This is a genomic window from Streptomyces tibetensis, from assembly GCF_007655005.1.
GTDB lineage: Bacteria > Actinomycetota > Actinomycetes > Streptomycetales > Streptomycetaceae > Streptomyces > Streptomyces tibetensis.
This window is the reverse complement of record NZ_SZVW01000019.1, coordinates 1-16629: the sequence shown is the minus strand read 5'-3', so window position 1 is coordinate 16629 and position 16629 is coordinate 1. Positions and strand designations below refer to the sequence as shown.

The 16629-nt window shown below is 69.6% G+C and carries 10 protein-coding genes; 8 read left to right on the top strand and 2 right to left on the bottom strand.

The window, feature by feature from the left end; translation table 11 throughout:
* Nucleotides 1-38: 38 nt before the first annotated feature.
* From FDO69_RS29530 to FDO69_RS29520, 3 genes are all read left to right on the top strand, one after another.
* Nucleotides 39-3071, top strand: a complete 3033-nt coding sequence (locus FDO69_RS29530; RefSeq protein WP_104783821.1) for a helicase-related protein — start codon at nucleotides 39-41, stop codon at nucleotides 3069-3071.
* Nucleotides 3071-7213 carry an Eco57I restriction-modification methylase domain-containing protein gene (locus FDO69_RS29525; protein WP_104783818.1) on the top strand — a complete coding sequence of 1381 codons (4143 nt, stop codon included), beginning with the start codon at nucleotides 3071-3073 and terminating at the stop codon, nucleotides 7211-7213. The genes FDO69_RS29530 and FDO69_RS29525 overlap by 1 nt, the downstream gene beginning before the upstream one ends.
* A 114-nt stretch (nucleotides 7214-7327) precedes the next feature.
* The gene (locus FDO69_RS29520; RefSeq protein WP_234388169.1) at nucleotides 7328-8980 is read left to right on the top strand and encodes a hypothetical protein; all 1653 of its coding nucleotides are present in this window, start codon (nucleotides 7328-7330) and stop codon (nucleotides 8978-8980) included.
* 4 nt (nucleotides 8981-8984) lie between these two features.
* Here FDO69_RS29520 and FDO69_RS29515 read toward each other — a convergent pair whose 3' ends face one another.
* A complete protein-coding gene (locus tag FDO69_RS29515; RefSeq protein ID WP_104783815.1) occupies nucleotides 8985-9179 on the bottom strand; it encodes a DUF397 domain-containing protein in 195 nt (64 codons plus the stop codon).
* Nucleotides 9176-10039: a helix-turn-helix domain-containing protein gene (locus FDO69_RS29510; protein ID WP_104784185.1), complete on the bottom strand. Its 864-nt coding sequence runs from the start codon at nucleotides 10037-10039 to the stop codon at nucleotides 9176-9178. Before FDO69_RS29510 ends, FDO69_RS29515 begins: the two co-directional genes overlap by 4 nt.
* Nucleotides 10040-10162: 123 nt before the next feature.
* Between FDO69_RS29510 and FDO69_RS29505 the strand changes: the two genes are divergently transcribed.
* The 5 genes from FDO69_RS29505 to FDO69_RS29485 all read left to right on the top strand — a co-directional run bounded on the left by FDO69_RS29505 (nucleotide 10163) and on the right by FDO69_RS29485 (nucleotide 16529).
* Nucleotides 10163-10597, top strand: a complete 435-nt coding sequence (locus FDO69_RS29505) for an ATP-binding protein (RefSeq protein WP_104783813.1) — start codon at nucleotides 10163-10165, stop codon at nucleotides 10595-10597.
* 177 nt (nucleotides 10598-10774) lie between these two features.
* On the top strand, nucleotides 10775-11584 hold the full coding sequence (locus FDO69_RS29500) for a hypothetical protein (protein ID WP_138430215.1): 810 nt from the start codon (nucleotides 10775-10777) through the stop codon (nucleotides 11582-11584).
* Nucleotides 11577-13916, top strand: coding sequence for a DEAD/DEAH box helicase (locus tag FDO69_RS29495; RefSeq protein WP_104783808.1), 2340 nt, complete (start codon nucleotides 11577-11579; stop codon nucleotides 13914-13916). Before FDO69_RS29500 ends, FDO69_RS29495 begins: the two co-directional genes overlap by 8 nt.
* Nucleotides 13913-15280: an AAA family ATPase gene (locus tag FDO69_RS29490; RefSeq protein ID WP_234388168.1), complete on the top strand. Its 1368-nt coding sequence runs from the start codon at nucleotides 13913-13915 to the stop codon at nucleotides 15278-15280. Before FDO69_RS29495 ends, FDO69_RS29490 begins: the two co-directional genes overlap by 4 nt.
* A complete protein-coding gene (locus tag FDO69_RS29485) occupies nucleotides 15273-16529 on the top strand; it encodes an McrC family protein (RefSeq protein WP_104784182.1) in 1257 nt (418 codons plus the stop codon). The genes FDO69_RS29490 and FDO69_RS29485 overlap by 8 nt, the downstream gene beginning before the upstream one ends.
* The last annotated feature ends 100 nt before the right edge of the window (nucleotides 16530-16629 follow it).

Genomic DNA, 16629 nt, shown 5'->3' with positions numbered 1-16629 from the left:
TTGTCTCCACCACGCACGTTCTTCCGAAAGGTCCACCGATGACGTCGTCCACCACCGCCGCGCCCGCCCAGGACGGCGAACAGCGGTTCGCGGTCGGCTCGCTGGTGCGGGCTCGCGGCCGGGAATGGGTCGTACTGCCCGAGTCGAAGCCCGAGCTGCTCGTCCTGCGCCCGCTGGGCGGTACGGACGACGACATCGCCGGAGTGCTGCCCGCCCTGGAGACGGTGAAGCACGCCAGCTTCGCCCCGCCGAGCCCCGCCGATCTCGGCGACCAGGCGGCGGCCGGGCTGCTGCGTAGTGCCCTGCGGATCGGGTTCCGCTCCAGCGCGGGCCCGTTCCGCTGCCTGGCCGGCATCTCCGTGGAGCCCCGCCCGTACCAACTGGTGCCGCTGCTGATGGCGCTGCGGCAGGAGACCGTACGCCTGCTGATCGCCGATGACGTCGGTATCGGCAAGACGGTGGAGGCCGGGCTGATCGCCAAAGAGCTGCTGGCCCAGGGCGACGCCCGGGGGCTGGTCGTGCTGTGCAGCCCGGCGCTCGCGGAGCAGTGGCGGGCCGAGCTGCGCAGCAAGTTCGGCATCGACGCCGAGCTGGTGCTGGCCTCCACGATCGGGCGCCTGGAGCGCAGCCGCCTGTACGGGCAGTCGGTGTTCCGCCAGGACCGCAACTACGTCGTCTCCACCGACTTCATCAAGTCGCCCCGGCACCGGGACGAGTTCATCAACAACTGCCCCGACCTGGTGATCGTCGACGAGGCGCACACCTGCGTCGCGGACTCCTCCCCGGGCGGCGGCCGGCAGCAGCGCCAGCTGCGCTACGCCCTGCTACGCTCCCTCGCCGACGACCCCGCACGCCACCTGGTGCTGGTGACGGCAACCCCGCACAGCGGCAAGGAGGAGCCCTTCCGCAACCTGCTCGGCCTGCTGGACAGGAAGCTGGAGTCGGTCAGCCTCGACCACGAGGCGGGCCGCACCTTGCTCGCCCAGCACTTCGTGCAGCGGCGTCGCGCGGACATCCGCGACGACTTCCGCGACGACGCCAACTTCCCGAGCGACCGGCTCTCCCGCGAGGTCTCCTACACGCTGCACCCGCAGTACCGGAACCTCCTCGACGAGGTGCTCGGCTACGCCCGCGAGACGGTACGCAGCGCGGACGGCGCCCTCCAGCAGCGCGTCCGCTGGTGGTCGGCGCTCGCCCTGCTGCGCGCGCTCGGGTCCTCCCCCGCCGCCGTCGGCAAGACGCTGCGCACCCGGGCCGGGGTGCAGGACGCCGACTCGGTGACCGAGGCCGACGCCATCGGCAGCCGCACCGTCACCGACCCCGCCGACGACGAGTCGGCCGAGTCCGCCGACGCCGTCCCCGGCACCCTGCTGGTCCCGGGTGACACCGACCCGGACGCCCAGTCCCTGGACGAGGAGGACCGCGCCCGCCTGCTGGCCATGGCCGAAGCCGCCGAGGCGCTCGCCGGCCCCGCGAAGGACCGCAAGCTGAAGCAACTCGTCGCCACGGTGAAGGAGCTGCTGGACGAGGGCTACAACCCCATCGTCTTCTGCCGTTTCATCTCCACCGCCGAGTACGTCAAGGCCCACCTCGACGCCGCCCTCAACAAGGGCGGCAAGGGCAAGAAGGGCGGCCAGAAGAAGGCGTACGCCGTCGAGGCGGTCACCGGCGAGCTCTCGCCCGACCAGCGGGTCGCCCGTATCGCCGCGCTGACCGAGGAGGACGAGGACGGCGAAACGCCCCCGGAGCGCCGGGTGCTGGTGGCCACTGACTGCCTCTCCGAGGGCGTGAACCTCCAGGAGAGCTTCGACGCCGTCCTCCACTACGACCTCGCCTGGAACCCGACCCGACACGAGCAGCGGGAGGGCCGCGTCGACCGCTTCGGTCAGCGCAGGGACGTCGTCAAGACGGTCACGCTCTACGGCTCCGACAACGCCATCGACGGCATCGTCCTGGACGTGCTGCTGCGCAAGCACGCCCGTATTCGCAAGGCGACCGGCATCTCCGTACCCGTGCCGGACTCGTCCGAGAACGTGATGCAGGCGGTCCTGGAGGGGCTCATCCTGCGCGGTGAGCGGGCCGAGTTCGAGCAGGAGGGCCTGTTCGCGGTGGAGTCGGTCGCCGGGAAGCAGGCGGCGGACCTGCACGAGGCCTGGCAGAGCGCCGCCGAGCGGGAGAAGGCCTCCCGCTCCCGGTACGCACAGCACGCGGTCAAGAAGGAAGAGGTGGCCAAGGAGGTCGCCGAGGTGCGGGCGTCGCTCGGGACGGTCGAGGAGGTGCGCCGCTTCACCCGCCACGCCCTGACCGCGCTGCGCGGCGTCGCCGGCCCCCTGCGCGGCGAACCGGACGGCTTCACCCTGCACGCCGACGCCCTGCCCGCCGCCCTGCGCGACGCCTTCGGCACGCTGCTCGGCCCGCGTCATCCCCGGCCGGTGGCCTTCCACGACGCGCCGACCGCCCCCCGTGGTGAGGTGGCGCTCACCCGCACCGACCCGGTCGTGGCGGCCGTCGCCCGCTTCGTCCTCGACGCGGCGCTCGACGACCGGATGCCGCAGTGGCAGCGACCGGCCCGCCGCTGCGGAGTGGTCCGTACGACGGCGGTGACCAAGCGCACCACGCTCCTCCTGGTCCGCTACCGCTTCCAGCTCACCCTGCCCGGCCGCGACGGCAAGAACCATCAGCAACTGGCCGAGGACGCCCGCCTGCTGGCGTTCCGCGGCGGCGCGGCGAACGCCGAGTGGCTGCCCGAGGAGGAGGCGTTCGCGCTGCTGGACGCCCGTGCGGCGCAGAACACGGAGCGCCAGTTCGCCCAGGACCACATCGAGAAGATCCTCTCTTCTCTGGACTCCCTCATGCCCACCCTGGAGCAGCGCGGCGAGGAACTGGCGACCCGCCTGCTGGAGTCGCACCGCCGGGTGCGCGGCGCCTTCCGGGACGTACGCGGCGCCTCCGGCCCGGCCCGCCGTGGCCTGCGCGTCGCCGCGCAGGGCCGCCCGGACGTGCTCGGCGTGTACCACTACCTGCCGGTCCCCGTCCTCACCGGCACCACCACGAACGGGGAAGCCCGCTGATGAGCCTCGCGAAGACGATCGTCACCGACTCCGTCCTCACCGTGGGCGGCCTGCTGCCGCCGGACATGCTGATGCGCATCCGCGACGGCAAGGACGTGCCCGGCGCCCAGCCGTCCGACTACGGCCTGTTCGCCGCCAACGACACCGTTCGGGACGCCGCCGAGCGGACCTGGTCGTATCTGAAGGGCGTGTGGGCGGCCTTCCAGGACCAGCTCGCCAGGGACGGTGCCGACCGCAACGACGGTATCCCGGCCGTCGGCGTGACCGTCGAGCGCTGGCTGCTGCCGCTGTTCGAGCAGCTGGGCTACGGCCGTCTGCCGGATACGCCCGGGGAGGGCCTGCCGTCGGCGGACGGCGAGAAGCGGTTCGCGGTCAGCCACGTGTGGCAGGGCGCGCCGGTGCACCTGACCGGCTGGAACGTCGAGCTGGACCGGAGGCACGCGACGCTGCCGGGCCCGGCCCCGCAGTCACTGCTCCAGGAGTACCTCAACCGCAGCGGCGACCAGGCCCTGTGGGGTGTACTCGCCAACGGCCGGCTGCTGCGTCTGCTGCGCGACTCCACCTCCATGGTCGGCTCGGCGTACGTCGAGTTCGACGTCGAGGCCATCTTCGAGGGCGACCGCTTCGCCGACTTCCTGCTCCTGTGGCGCCTGACCCACCGCTCCCGCGTGGAAGTCCACGGCGACAGCGGCCCCGTCGGCTGCTGGCTGGAGAAGTGGCGCACGGAGGCCATCGCCAGCGGCACCCGCGCCCTCGACCAGCTGCGCAAGGGCGTGGAGAGGGCCCTGGTCACCCTGGGCACGGGCCTCATCTCCCACCCCGACAACGGCGGGCTCCGCGAGAAGCTCCACGAGTCCGAGGTCACCGTCCGGGAGATGCACCCGGCGCTGCTGAACCTGGTGTATCGGCTGCTGTTCCTGTTCGTGGCGGAGGACCGCGACCTGCTGATCCCGCCGGACGCTCCGGCGGAGGCGCGCAAGCGCTACGACACGTACTTCTCCACGGCCCGCCTGCGCCGCACGGCCACCCGCGGCACCGGCAGCCCGCACGGTGACCAGTGGCACGCCCTGCGCCTGGTCCTGGACGGCCTCGGCAAGGAGGGCGGCCTGCCGGAACTCGGCCTGCCGGGCCTGGGTGGCCTGTTCGAGCGCACGGAGAAGGACGCGGTGCTCGACGGTCTGGAACTGTCCAACGAGGCCCTGTTCACGGCGGTGAAGACCCTGTCCGTCGTGGTCGACCCCAAGCTGAACCGTCCGCGCCATGTGGACTACCGCCACCTCGGCGCGGAGGAACTGGGCTCGATCTACGAGTCCCTGCTGGAGCTGGTGCCGCGCTTCAACCCGGCTGCGAACAGCTTCGAGCTGCGCACGCTCGCCGGCAACGAACGCAAGACGACCGGCTCGTACTACACGCCCTCCTCCCTGATCGACTGCCTGCTCGACTCCACCCTGGACCCGGTGATAGACGACGCGGTCAAGTCGGGGGCGACGCCGGAGGAGCAGGAGGCGGCGCTGCTGCGCCTGACGGTGTGCGACCCGGCGTGCGGCTCGGGCCACTTCCTGGTCGCGGCGGCCCGCCGTATCGCCAAGCGCCTGGCGGCGGTGCGGACGGACTCCCCGGAGCCGAGTGCGGAGGCGACGAGGACCGCGCTGCGGGATGTGATCGGCCGGTGCATCTACGGCGTGGACCTCAACCCCATGGCCGTGGAGCTGGCCAAGGTCTCCCTGTGGATCGAGTCCCTGGAACCCGGCAAGCCGCTCGGCTTTCTGGACTCGCACCTCAGGCACGGCAACGGCCTGGTCGGTACGACGCCGAAGCTGGTGGCGGAGGGCCTGCCCGACGACGCCTTCAAGCCGATCGAGGGCGACGACAAGACGTGGGTGACGGCGCTGCGCAAGCGCAACGCGGCGGAGCGGGTGGCGTGGCAGGCCCGGTCGTCGGGCGTCCACCAGGGTGAGCTGTTCGCGGCGGTCACGGCGCTGGCGGGGTCGAACGTGAAGCTGGCGCGGGCGGCTGCGGACATCACCAACGCGCGCAACGACGACCTGGAGCACGTGCACCGGCAGCGGGACGCGTATTTGGCGCTGACGGCGGACCCCGAGTCGGACTACGTCCGTGAGCGTGATCTGGCCGACGCGTGGTGCGCGGCGTTCGTCTGGGAGAAGAGGAAGGACGCGCGTCCGCCGGCCCTGACGCTGGAGAGCCTGCTCGCCCTGCGGGAGGGCGGCTGGGAGAAGCTGCCGGAGGGCACGCGGGACGAGGTCTACCGGCTCCGGGGCGAGTACCGGTTTTTCCACTGGCACCTGGAGTTCCCCGAGGTGTTCTCCGTCCCGGAGGACTCCGACTTCTCGGCCGCGGGGGTGGATGAACGGACCGGGTGGGGCGGGGGGTTCAGCTGTGTGCTGGGGAATCCGCCGTGGGAGCGGGTGAAGCTCAAAGAGCGGGAGTTCTTCGCTACACGCAGCGACAAGATCGCTACTGCACCCAACAAGGCTGCTCGAGAGCAGCTCATCGAAGCCCTAAGAACAAGCGAGGAGCCAGCAGAGCGGGGCTTGCTCGCCAAGTTCATGGCGACCAAGCGCCAGTCGGATGGTGTCAGCCACTTGCTTCGGTTTTCTGGCCGGTTCCCACTCGCTGGGCGTGGCGATGTCAACACGTACGCGGTCTTCGCGGAGACGGCATCTCTTGGCATCGCTCCACACGGCCGCTTCGGCCTGGTCCTGCCGACAGGTGTCGCAACCGACGCGACAACAGCACCATTCTTCTCCGACCTGGTGCGCAGCGCGCGGCTTGCAGCCTTCCTGGACTTCGAGAACGAGGCCTTTTTGCTGAGTCGGGCCGTGCATCACGGGGTCCGCTTCTGCCTCCTGACGGTGACGGGCCGTGAGGAACGCGTGCGGGAGGCGTCTTTCGCCTTCGCCACGCGGTATATGGAGGCCTTGCCCAGCCGCCGCTTCTCTATGCCGCCCGAGGAAATTCTGCTGGTCAATCCAAACACGGGTACGCTGCCGGTCTTCCGATCGCGCACGGATGCGGAGATCACGCTTGGCGTCTACCGCCGAGTGCCAGTGCTCATTCGGGAGGGCGATCCACTCGGAAATCCGTGGGAGCTGTCGTTCTCAAGGCTTCTTCACATGTCGGACGACGCCCCGCTGTTCCGCACCAAACAGCAGCTTACGAATGATGGCTGGAGCCTCAACGGCAACGTCTTCGAACGAGGGGACCTACGGTATCTTCCGCTGTACCAGGCAAAGATGCTGTACCACTTTGACCACCGGCTCGGCACGTACGAGGGCCAGACCGAAGCACAGGCCAATGTCGGGACTCTGCCTCGGGTGACGCCAGAGCAGCATGACGATCCGCAGTTTGTCCCCCTTCCCCAGTACTGGGTGCCGGAATGCGACGTGGATGCAGGGCGGAAGGACAGGAAGGGCCAAGCCGTCATGAGGCCTGGGGTGGACTCGCTATTGGCGGAGCGTGAGTGGGACAGGGACTGGCTGATCGGCTTCCGAAAGATCACTAACCAGAATAACCAACGCACCCTGGTTTCGTTCGTCTTTCCTGCCCATGGACTTGGCGACTCCGCCAATCTCATGCTGCCGACGGCGGACGGCGCGGTCGCCGCCCTCTACGCGAATACGGCTGCCTTCGTCCTCGACTACGTTCTCCGGCAAAAGCTAGCGGGTACCAACCTCAACTACTTCCAGTTTGAGCAGCTCCCGGTCCTTCCACCGCCCACGTACGAGATCGAGGAGCCGTGCTACGCAGGCCGGGTCGGGGACTGGATCACTGCCCGCGTGTTGGAGCTCGTTTACACAAGCATGAACATGGCTCCGTTCGCTAAAGATCTCGGCGACGACGGACCCCCATTCCGTTGGGACGAACGACGCCGCGAGCTGCTCCGCGCCGAACTCGACGCAGCGTTCTTCCACCTCTACGGCCTCAACCGCGACGACCTGGACTACGTAATGGAGACGTTCCATGTCGTCAAGAACGAGGACGAAGCCACTCACGGCACCTACCGAACCAAGAACCTGATCCTCGACATCTACGACCGCATGGCCGAAGCCAAGCGCACCGGCACCGCCTACCAGACCTTCCTCGACCCACCCCCCGGCCAGGGCCCCCGCCACCCGGCGTGACCCAACCGCTCCCACACCACCGCGCCTGAGCACCCCCCACCGGCGCACCGCCCAAGCGGTGCGCCGTACTCGGCGTCTCCCTCACCCGCCGCCGCACCTGCCCAGGAGCCGCCCATGGAACCACGCAACTACCGGATGGTCGTGTCAACGAAGCAGGACTTCGTCGCGGCCTCCGCCATTGCGGACCGCCAACTGCACCACTGGTTGAGCGTGATGAAGCCGTACGACACCTCGGCCCTGGACGAGGGGCGCAATGAGATAGCCGAGGGGGTGACCCTCGACCACGACACCGTGTCCGGCCGGCACGGTGCGTACTCCCGCTGGCGGTTGCGGGAGTGGAAGGACCGCCCGGTCCCGGGCACCTGGCAGTCCACGCTCGTCGTCCGTTCGGACCCCCGGGAGGACGACCATCGCACGTGGATCCAGGTCGACATCGAGCATCTCCCGGCTTCAACGGATGTGCGGCCTATCCGCGCCAACACCCCTGGCATTGCGAGGCTGTTACTCGACGCGCTCAAGGCCCAGGACGGTCTCGCCGACGTCGGCACGGTCCCGAAGTTCATCGAGCCGGACGACGTGGAGGAGGTGATCGAGGAACTCTGCGACCTGGACCGCCGACTCCCCATCGTCGTGGCGAGTGTGCCCTACGGACAGGACCCGGAAGCCTGGACCGAGAAAGTCGTCGAACCGGCTTTCAAGCACCTCACCGGCCTCGCCGTGATGTACGTGCTTCCCCCGGACGCCAAGCAGCTGTTCGAGGACACCTTCGACTACCACCGCGTTTTCGGCGGCGGCATCCGCACCTACCTCCCGGGCGTGGACCCGGCCTGGAAACCCGACGCCCAGCGCCACCCCGTGATGTCCCGGGCCACGCTGGAGGCGAACCCGAAACGGGCGGCGGCCATCCTCGCGGCCCTCCCCCAGCGACTGGCCCTGCGCCTGCCGCTCCCCGGGCCCCTGGACAACCTGCCCGTCCAGCGCACCCGCCCCCGCCCGGCGGCCCACGGCTCGGGCCTGGATGAACTGCGCGCGAAGAACGCCACTCTGACCGCGATGCTCGACGAGGCCGAGCAGCGCGAGAACGCATATGGGGACGTCCTGCGCGACCTCCGCCAGCAGCTCCAGATCGCAGAGGAGCTGGAGTTCGACCAGGCCGCCGAGAACCAGGACTTGTACGCCAAGTTCAAGCACGCCGAGCGCCAGGTACGGGCTCTTCAGATACGGCTCGAAAAGGCAGGTCAGTACGACCTCGCGCATGCGCCCGTCGAGGAACCCGCCGACTACCCGGCCACCTTTGCCGACATCCTCGACCGGATGGGCGAGTTCCTCAATCTGCGCTTCACGGGCAACCGAAAGATCACGAGGGAACTCGACGCCCAGTGCATCGGCAACTGGGTCGAGGTCGCCTGGGACGCTCTCCACGCCCTCAACGACTACGCCGCAGCGTCAGCCGACGGTACAGCGGGCGGCGACTTCCGCTACTGGTGCTCCCACCTGCCGGAAGACTGCGCGCGCCCCTTCCCGGCGGGCAAGGTCAAGATGAAGGAGTCCAAGACCGTGGGGAGCCGCGAGGACTGGCGCCGCGAGCGCACGTTCCCGGTTCCCGAGGCCGTCGACCCGAGCCGGAAACTGTTCATGGAGGCCCACCTCCGCATCGGCGGCGGCAACACGGTGGCCCCACGGCTCTACTTCCACGACGACGGTCCCAACACCGGTCTGGTCTACGTGGGTTACCTCGGGCCGCACCCCACCAACACGAAGACCTGAGCGGTCAGCGTCCGGAGGCGAACCGTATGAACGCGTCCCACTCCCGGCGCCGGAAGGCGAGCTGAGCACGGGCGGGGTGCTTGGAGTCCCTCACGTGCACGGCGCCGGGAGCGGCGGCGACCTCCAGGCATTCGCCGCCCTCGTTGCCGCTGTAGCTGCTCTTGAACCAGCTGAGGCGCACGGATTCGGCAGTGCTCATAGTTCTCCCAGCATGCTGTTGATCAGGTCGAGGGACTCCCGCATGGTGAGCGCCTGAGCCCTGATGCTTCCGTACCGTGCGGCCAGGATACGTACGTCCTCGGTATCCGTGACCAGGCGGCTGCTGTTCTGCACCTCCGTGTATCCGACCTGCGCCTTGCCCTTCGGCGTGAGCAGGATGAAGGGGCCGCCCATCCCGGCGTGCTCGCTCCGGTCCGTCGGCATCACCTGGAGTTCCACGTTGCGCAGCTGGGCGAGCCTGATCAGTTGCTCCAGCTGCTCCTTGTGAACCTCCGGTCCGCCAATGGGCCGCCGCAGCACTACCTCCTCGACGACGGCCGTCACCATGGGCGGAGGCCAGTGCGTCAAGATCTCCTGGCGGGCCATCCGCGAGGCCACCCGTTGCTCGATGATGTCCTCACCCAGCAAGGGCTTGCGCATCTCGTACAGCGCCCGGGTCCGCCGCTCGGTCTGCAACAGGCCGGGGATGTCGTGGTTGTTGTAGAAGTTCAGCTCGACGGCCCCCCGCTCCAACCGCGCATAATCCCGAAACCAAGCCGGATGCCGAACCCGCCCCTTCGCCTTGACCCTCTCCACGTCCTCGATGGCGGCCTCCAACACCCCACCAGCATCGAGGAGTTCATCCGCCGCCTTCAGCAACTCCCGCTGAGGCGTCCGCCGCCCCCTCTCCACCGAGGAGATCAGATCCTCGCTGTACCCGAGCCGGTCCCCCAGTTCCCGCTGGGTGAGCCCGGCCCGTTCCCGCAGCACCTTCAGCTGCTTGCCGACCGCCCGAATCAGGTCGCTGCTCAGCTCGCCGTCATCGTCGTACGACTCGTAGGACTCCTGCGTCTCCGCCACCGTCACCCCCAACTCAGGTCACGGCCGACACCCCGTACGGGACACCTTCCGTGCCGGTACACACACCCTCCGTACCGAAGGGATTCCTGGTCAGCGTAGAGCGAGCCGACCACGCTCGGTGACATGAAGTCACACATCTCCACCCCCGGGGCGACCCGGCAGTTCACTCAGCTCCTCAGCTCCACACCGCGCGGTGCCCGTCTGGCCCGGCTCCTGGCTGTGCAGCAGCTCGCGGAGTGGGGCTGGCCGCCCTCCTGCACCGCCAGTGAGTCCGCCGCCCTGGTGGTCGCCGAGCTGGCCGCGAACGCGGTGACGCACGGCCGAGTGAGAGGCCGCTGCTTCCGCCTCAGGCTGGTCGTCGAGGCGCCGGACACTCTCCGTGTCGAGGTCGCCGACCCCCGCGGCGATCGTCGACCCCAGCCCCGTACCACCACCCTTGACCCCGGTGCCGAGTCCGGACGCGGCCTGGTGCTCGTCGACGCGCTCGCCACCCGCTGGGGCACGGAGCCCCGGCCGCCTTCCGGGAAAACCGTCTGGGCATGGCTCCCGCTCACCTGACGGGGAATGCGAGACAGTCCGTCCACAGGCGGACACACGGCGTGGACAACGGCCGGGGCGTGGAGAGAATTCTGATCACACCGTCGTTCTCAGCAGTGGCCGGATGCACCACCCGGCCCGGTCGGGCGGTGACACGGGGTCGGCACGGGGGTGCCGGGTGGGGGGAAGGACGTACGCGTGGGGGAAGGCAGCGCCGCACCGCGCATCCCGCAGGGGATGGAGTTGTACGGCGGCACCGACGGGGCCGTGACGTGGAGCGGCGTCGGGCTGACGGCCGAGGTGATGCGGGAGTTAGGTGCCGGGCCGTGGGCCGAGCGGGCCGGCGACCTGGAGGCGACCCGGGACATCGTCACCGAGTTACGGTCGTTGGCCACGACCGACATGGAGACCGAGTTCATCGGTGCCTTGCTGGCGACCGAGCCGGAGCCGAAACCGTGGCAGTTCGGCGAGGCCCTGGCCGAGGTGCTGCTGGAGCACTGGCACGGCGCGGTGTGGCTGTGGGACGGCGCCCAGGACCGGCGTACCCGCAAGGCCAGTCTTCCGGGTGCCGACCTGGTGGGCTTATGGGTGGCGGACGGGACCGCGACGCTGCTGTTCGGCGAGGTGAAGTCGTCGGCGGAGGTGAAGAGTCCGCCGACGGTGATGACCGCCCGGCCGGACGGCATGATCGAGCAGCTCAAGCGGCTGTCGCAGGGGAACGACCACTTCACGCTGATGAAGTGGCTGCGCCATCGGTGCCGCAGCGCCGAGCATGTCAGCGCGTACCAGATCGCGGCCCGTCGCTTCATCAGCTCGCAGGGCAGGGACTTCCGGCTGTTCGGCTGTCTGGTGCGGGACACCGCTCCAGCGGCCGCGGACCTGAGCGGGCCGGCCGCCGAGCTCGCCAAGACGGTCGTGGAACCGATGCACGCGCTGCTGACCGCCTGGTACCTGCCGATCGGCATGGCCGCCTGGCCCACCCACGCGGGGGTGGGTGACCTTGGCTGATCTGGGCTGGCTGGAAGGCGCGCTCGAACCGGGTCTCGTACGGGAGGCCGGTGAGCGGGCGCAGCGCGTGCTGACCGGCTCGGCCCTGCGAGCGGTCGACGCGGACGTTCCCCAGGGTTCCGCGGACAGTCGCGAGGCGGTCGACTTCGCGGTGGGGGCACTGGATCTGCTCGCGTGGGACGCCATCGCGGAGGATCCGAAAGCTCCGGCCACGCGCCGGTTGTGCGGGCAGATGTTCGCCCTGGCGCGGGCTCGGCTGCCCGAGGGTGACGCTCCCGAGGCGCGGCTGGAGCTGCTGCGTACCGCCTGCCTGGGCTGGATCGCCGACGAGACGCCGCTCGCGGCCCGGCTGCTCGCAGACGTCGAGCTGCCGTCCGCGCCGGATTCCGAGGAGGACTGGGAGGGCCGGGTGCGCCGCGGTACCGCGGACGCGTGGCTGCTGTTGCTGCGCAAGCGCGGATGGGAGGACCTCGACGCCCTGGATCATGTCATCGCCGGGCTGCGCCAGGACCAGGCGGTGTGGGGGGAGGCGTACCTGTCGGAGGCCGGGGACGATGCCCGGCCGGCCGCCTGGTCGCTGGCCGCTCACTACCACCTGCTCAAGACGGCGGAACTGCTCGCCGAGTATCTGGCGACCGGACACCTGATGCGGGAGAAGCGCCCCAGCCGTCACTACGGAGTACGCCAGCGCGTGCAGGCGCACAGCGACCGGGCCTTGGAGGCGGCGGTGGCCTCGGCGGACCCGGATCTGGAAGTGCTGGTGAGGCTGCTCGCGGCCACGGCGGACCAGATCGTCGACAACAGCCTGTGGACGGTGGCCCGCGCGGTCAGCCCGGAGGTGAACGCCTTCGTCGCCTCCCTCGTCGACCGGGGACGGCCGCGCCCGATCTTCGAGGTCCTGCCACCGCAGCGCGTGGCCCTCGCCGAGCAGGGCCTGATCAGGTCGGCGCACCGCAGTGTGGTCGTCAGCCTGCCCACCAGCGCGGGCAAGACCCTGATCGCCCAGTTCCGGATCCTCCAGGCGCTCAACGCCTACGACAAGCAGCACGGCTGGGTCGCGTACGTCGCCCCGAACCGGGCGCTCGTGAACCAGGTGACGCGCCGGCTGCGCCGCGACTTCGCCGACCTCGGGATCGGGGTGGAGCGGGTCAGTCCGGCCCTGGATTTCGACGGCCTGGAAGCGGACATGCTCACCGACCGCAGCGAGCGGCAGTTCCGGGTGCTGGTATCCACACCGGAGAAGCTGGACCTGCTGCTGCGGTCCGGCTGGCAGGAGAAGATCGGGCGTCCGCTGTGTCTGGTGGTGGCGGACGAGGCACACCACCTGGGTGTGGACAAGCGCGGGATCAAACTGGAGCTGCTGCTCGCCACGGTCAACCGTGAGGCCCAGGACGCGGGGTTCCTGCTCCTGACGCCCTTCATCGACAACGGGGACGTCATCGCCGAGTGGCTGGACAGCGGCAGCCACCAGTCGGTCGGCCTGTCCGTGGACTGGACACCGAACGACCGCATCCTGGCGCTGGCTCGGCGTGAGCGCGCCCCGGGCAGCGGCGGTTTCCAGGTCGCCCTGGAACCCCTGGTCACCAGCCGGAGGACACTCAGCGTGCCCGACCTGCTGCCCCTGGACGGATACCGGCCGCTCGGGCTGTCCTGGTCGCAGGTGAACAGCCCGGGCAAGCTCGCCGCGGCGACGGCGGCGGTTCTCGCGGCGCGCGGCCAGACCATCACGCTGGCGCAGCAGCCGGGCCACGCCTGGTCGATCGCGCGGACCATCGCGGGCGGGCGTACCGAGCTGACGGACGTGGGCGAAGACCTGCGAGCGGTCCGGGAGGTGGTCGAGGAGGAGTTCGGCGGGGACTTCCCGCTGGCTGGTCTGCTCGCCAAGGGGATCGGCGTCCATCACCGCGGTCTCCCGGACGAGATCCGAGTCGTCACGGAGTACCTGATGGAGACCGGTGACCTGACCCACCTGGTGTCCACCACGACCATCGCCCAGGGCGTCAACTTCCCGGTGGCGAACGTCGTCCTGGCCTCGCACCAGTTCCCGTACGGCAACGACATTCCGGCGCCTGACTTCTGGAACCTCGTCGGCCGTGCCGGGAGGGTCGAGCAGGGGGAGGTGGGCCTGATCGCGCTGGCCGCGGAGGACGAGCTACGCGCCGGGAAACTGCGGCAGTTCGTCGACCGGCGGGTGGCGGAGCTGAACTCCACCCTCGTCGACATGGTGCGCAAGGCCATGCAGGAATACGGCCGCCTCGGCAGAACACGATCTGGAAAATCGCACCCGGTGAACGCGGCCGGCTGTGGGGGGAATGCCGTGACGGCGCGGTGATCCGCGTCGGGTGGGACGAGCTCGGTGACCTTGGCCAGTACCAGAGCGACACCGAGCTCAAGCAGGCGCTCGACGCGCACTGGCCGCGCAGCAGCGGAGGCAGCCTGACACTCGCCCGGCGGCTGCTCGCCTTCCGGGACCTTGAGCCGGGGGACCGGATCGTCGCCAACCGCGGGACGGACGAGGTCCTCGCGACCGGCACCGTCAGCGGGAGTTACCGCTTCGAGCCCGACTCCGTCGAATACCGGCACGTCGTTCCGGTGACGTGGGACGTTTCGCACGCGCGGAAACTGTCGGAGGCACAACACGGTTGGCGGTCCACGTTCGCCAAGGTCGACGCGGCCTTTTTCGCGCGGATCTCCGCGGGTCTCGGAGTCCCGGGCACACAACCCGCGGAGTCACATACCGGTGATCCCGTCATGCTGCCCGAAGACGTCGAGAGCGTACTGGAGGCGCTGGACCGCAAGGGACAGGTGATCCTGTACGGGCCGCCCGGCACAGGCAAGACCCGGCTCGCGCTCGGCACCGCCCTCGTCCTCACTGGCCGGGCGGACGCCCTGAGCTCTCCGCCTGAGCAGCGTGCCGCTGCCCAAGCGGAGATGTTGCGGGCCGGCCGCATCCACATGGTGACCTTCCATCCCTCCTACGGATACGAGGATTTCGTCGAGGGCTTCAAGCCGGACATGAACATCACAGGCCCCGGACTGACACTCGCGCTCATCGACGGTGTGTTCCACTCACTGTGCGCCCAGGCCTCCGCCTGCCCGGACGAGAAGTTTCTCCTGATCATCGACGAGATCAACCGAGGTGACCTGCCCCGCATTTTCGGCGAGTTGGTGACGCTCCTCGAACTCGACAAGCGGGGCCTGCCCGTCAGACTGCCCGTGAGTCGACGCACGTTCTCGGTACCGCCGAACGTGCGGATCATCGGGACCATGAACACGGCGGACCGCAGCATCAGCCACCTGGACGCCGCCGTACGCCGCCGCTTCGCCTTCCTTCCGGTCGGTCCCGACCCGGATGTCGTGTCCGGCACCGTCGGTCCACTGGACCTGGCACAGTTCTTCGAGTCCCTCAACACCCGCATCGCCCGCCACCTCGACACCGACCATCAGATCGGACAGGCCTACCTGCTCCGGGACGGCGAGCCGATCGCCGCCGAGGACGATCTGGCCGCCGCCTTCCACCACGAGGTGATTCCGCTGCTGGAGGACTACTGCCTCGGTCGCGCCGACCTGCTGCACCGGATCCTCGGAGGTCTCGTCGACGCGGACACCGGGCGCCCCGCGCTGATGTCGCCGCAAGACCTCGTCGCCGCGCTGGCAAGCGAGTTCACCAGTGGTACACCGGGCCCCGATGCCTGATCGCACCGAGGTACGGATCGAGGAGTACGGCTCAGCCCTGCTGGCGGACTCACAGCTCACGTCCCGTGACGTCAAGCGTCTGCGTGCCCTGCAGGCACACGGTCGTCTCGGCCTGGAGCAGACCCCGACAGGATGGCGACTCAAGGCCGGTGCGACGGTCGGCCTACTGGTGCTCGACCGCATCCGTCTGGTCCTGGAGCCCAAGTTTGCCATTCCTGGCGATCGGCTCATGGACTGGCTCGCGTATGCCCTCGGTGCGCCGGCTCCGCTGCCGGTGACGTCACGGCGCTGGGCCACCGGCCCGGAAGGCTACGCCGACCTTGTGGCCACGGCCCTGCTGGCGCAGTGCGAGCGACTGCTGCGGGAGGGACTGCGCCGGGACTACGTGCGCCGCCAGAACCTGGAACCGGTCCTGCGAGGACGCCTGGACGTCGCGGCCCAGACGACCCTCCGATACGGACAGCTGGACAAGCTGCACACCCGCACGTTCGACCAGGAGACGGACATCTGGGACAACCGTGTCCTGGGAACCGCGCTGCAGGTGGCCCGGGCCCTGACCACGAGTCCCGACCTGGCTCGCGACCTCCACACCATCGCCGACGCGTTCCCGAAGGCCACGCCTCCGGACGCCGCCCTCCGCGCCCTGGACCGCACCCGGTACACCAGGTTGAACGCCCGCTACCGCGCCGCACACACCTGGGCCCGACTGTTGCTGCGCGGCGGCGGCGTGACGGACATCCTCACCGACCACGGCACCGCGGCGGACGGACTACTGCTCGCCATGCCCGCCCTCTGGGAGGCCGTGGTCCGGCGTCTGGTCACCGACGCGGCAATCCCGCACGGCGGGCACACCGTCCCGAGCGGTGGCGCGGCAGGCATCACCGTGCGGGGCGACCTCGGTATCACCTCGGCCTTCCGGCCGGACGTCCTCCTCAGCCTTCCCGACCGGGACCCGACCGTGCGCACGCTGCTGCCGGTGGACGCCAAGTACAAGCGCTACGACCGCCACGGCGTCGGCGCCGCAGACGTACACCAGCTCCTCACCTACAGCGCCGGCTACACCTCGAGCGACGATCGGCGTGCCGTGATCGTCCACCCCAGCACCGGTGGGCACTCGTACCGCACCCTCAAGGCCGGCAGCCCGCGCGGATGCCTCGGAAACATCCACGTCCTCGGCGTCGACACCCACACACTCCCCCGGAAGGCAACGGCATGGGTGGGATCGGTGCTGCCGCTGGCCAACGAGTGACACTCGTCCGCCTCGGTTGCAGCCTTGACGCCACGCTGTGATCCCTAGTGACCTGGTTTTGAGTTCTGGGCGCGCCCCATGAGTCGTGTTCTGTTTCAGA